Below are 2,726 nucleotides of genomic sequence, written 5' to 3'. Positions count from 1 at the left end.
GCATCTTGCTCGCTACTAATACTGCATCTTGCTCGCTACTAATACTGCATCTTGCTCGCTACTAATACTGCATGACAGCTTAGTTGCTGTCCCTTAAATCCAAACCGTAAAAACATAGATAAAATAGACTAAATAAGAAACACCAATTAGCCCAACCGTAATTCGCCCTGCCATCGATTGGTAGGTGAGAAATAGCACAACACAGCTTATAATAACAGCGAGAATTTCCAGAATAGTGACAATAGTGCCATAATGATTCGGGTCCCAATACGAAACCGGACTCTGGAACCGCCAATTGGAAAACGGGAAAAAATGCCGATGGGCATCATTATGATGCAGGGGAAAATCACCGACAATATGTAAAAACATGCTGGAGAAAAAGACTATTCCAATCTGGGAACCCAACCAGCCTGTAAGAACTAAGCCAAAGACAATTAGGGGAATAGAATTGAAAATATCAATAAAATTTTGCCAGTTTTCTTTGTAATACGCTTCTCGCCAAATTGTCATTTCAGGTGTCCCCTTAATCACTTTTTCCACAAAATAAAACACAAACATCGGGGCATCAGGTAGTAATGCACCGATGACGACTGGAGTGAGAATACTGGAAGTATCCTGGCGTCCTAGGCATAGCATATTAATAATGATGTGAGCTGTGGTATTCATAGAAGACTGGAAAGGAAACGCTTCGAGCAAGCCCTAATTACTTTATTGTAGTTGTAATTGTAGGGTGGGTTAGGCGGATATTTAATCAGGGAAATAACCGCTAAATGTTCTATCCGCTGTAACCCACCAGACCATTCTTTGCCTGACCTTAAGTCCGGTAGCGTGGAGTTTTTTTTAACGCAGAGGGACGCAGATTTTTTCGTCAGAAATAAATCTGGATATGAGCAAACCGAATACACTTTTTGGCTGATACAGCAGAGTAATGGGGTTTAAGTCATTGAAAAACCGTTCCCTGTTCCCTATTCCCTGTTCCCTTTCTTGACGTTACTCACAGTTCACTATCTCAGTTTGAAGGTTAAATTGAACAGGTAAATCGGATTGTTCTACCGTAACTAGGTGATAAGGTTGAGTAATTGCCATTGTTGTCATGCAGTTCCGTCCCGGTTGCTGTTCTACAGCGTTAATCACCAGTTTATCATCCTTGATGAGAATATCTTTAATTTCAACACTATAACCCCCACTGGGTTTATTCCCTTGAAAAAAGGTTTTATCATAGAGATAAGATGAGTAAGCGAGATGATCAGTATCTGTGATATCCTCGGCTAAAGTAACCCCTCTAGTCAATAATCCCGATCGCCTAGAACGTCGCCTGAAAGAAATCCCGGCTGAACCTGGGGTTTACTTAATGCGTGACGGCAGCGATCGCATCCTCTATATTGGTAAATCAAAGAAACTGCGATCGCGGGTTCGTTCCTATTTCCGTAACGCCCAACCCCTGAGTCCCCGGATCACCATGATGGTGCGTCAGGTGGCGGAGATTGAGTTTATTGTTACCGATACGGAAGCGGAAGCATTAGCATTAGAAGCGAATTTAGTCAAGCAGCATCAGCCGTATTTTAATGTGTTGCTCAAAGATGATAAGAAATATCCCTATATTTGTATCACTTGGTCAGAAGACTATCCGCGTATCTTTATTACCCGCAAGCGTAACCTGAGAAAGGAAAAGGATCGCTATTATGGTCCTTATGTGGATGTTGGGTTACTGCGAAGTACATTACACCTACTCAAGCAGATTTTTCCCCAGCGCCAGCGCCCCCGTCCCCTGTTTAAAGACCGCCCTTGTCTTAACTATGATATTGGACGTTGTCCTGGGGTTTGTCAACAGCTTGTTTCACCGCAGGAGTATCGCCAGATGGTGCAAAAAATGGCGATGGTGTTTCAGGGGCGAACGGGGGAACTGATTGATATGCTAACTCGGAATATGGAACAAGCGGCGGAATCGCTTAACTTCGAGTTAGCAGCGAAGATTCGGGATCAGATTAAAGGGTTAAACGCCCTCAGTGCGGATCAAAAAGTCGCCCTACCGGATGATACCGTATCACGGGATGCGATCGCGCTCTCGGCAGATGCCCATCATGCTTGTATTCAATTATTCCAGATTCGTGCAGGTCGATTAGTCGGACGATTGGGATTTTTTGCGGAAGTTCCATCAGGGGGAATTGAACTAGGGGCAATTTTACAACGAGTATTAGAAGATCATTATCAAACCGTTGACGCGGTAGAAATCCCCAGTGAAATTTTAGTCCAGCATGAGTTAACCGATACAGACTTATTGGCAGATTGGTTAAGTGAACGCAAAGGGCGCAAAGTTACTATTTTAGTTCCCCAACGCCAAACCAAAGCCGAATTAATTGAAATGGTGGAACGGAATGCGAAGTATGAGTTAGAACGAACGCAGAAATTCGCTGACCGCAATAGCCAAGCGATGCAAGATTTAGCCGCAATTTTAGATTTACCGGATTTACCGCATCGGATTGAAGGGTATGATATTTCTCACATTCAGGGGGCGAATCCAGTAGCGTCTCAGGTGGTATTTATTAATGGGACGCCAGCAAAGCAACATTATCGTCACTATAAGATAAAAAATCCTACAGTAACGATTGGTCATTCCGATGATTTTGCCAGTTTAGCAGAAGTCATTCGTCGCCGTTTTCGTAAATATAAAGATGTAGGGGCGGGTTTAACCGATACCATTTCGCCACAAACCGATAACCTAACTA

At 43.4% G+C, this 2,726-nt stretch carries 3 protein-coding genes; 1 reads left to right on the top strand and 2 read right to left on the bottom strand.

The annotated features are described in order from the left end of the window. Positions 1–93: 93 nt before the first annotated feature. Together ACLFWI_RS29110 and ACLFWI_RS29105 are read right to left on the bottom strand one after the other, a co-directional pair. Complete coding sequence (locus ACLFWI_RS29110) at positions 94–666, bottom strand: hypothetical protein (protein WP_446415826.1); 573 nt, start codon at positions 664–666, stop codon at positions 94–96. 324 nt (positions 667–990) lie between these two features. Further along, positions 991–1,290: a protease complex subunit PrcB family protein gene (locus tag ACLFWI_RS29105; protein ID WP_446415825.1), complete on the bottom strand. Its 300-nt coding sequence runs from the start codon at positions 1,288–1,290 to the stop codon at positions 991–993. Here ACLFWI_RS29105 and uvrC point away from each other — a divergent pair. Next, a partial coding sequence (uvrC, locus tag ACLFWI_RS29100) for an excinuclease ABC subunit UvrC (protein WP_446411077.1) occupies positions 1,256–2,726 on the top strand: 1,471 nt, incomplete at its 3' end. The genes ACLFWI_RS29105 and uvrC overlap by 35 nt on opposite strands.

It is taken from the genome of Coleofasciculus sp., assembly GCF_046539235.1.
Classification (GTDB): Bacteria; Cyanobacteriota; Cyanobacteriia; order Cyanobacteriales; family Coleofasciculaceae; genus Coleofasciculus.
The sequence above is the reverse complement of the archived record's forward strand: the minus strand, read 5'-3'. Positions and strand labels throughout refer to the sequence as shown.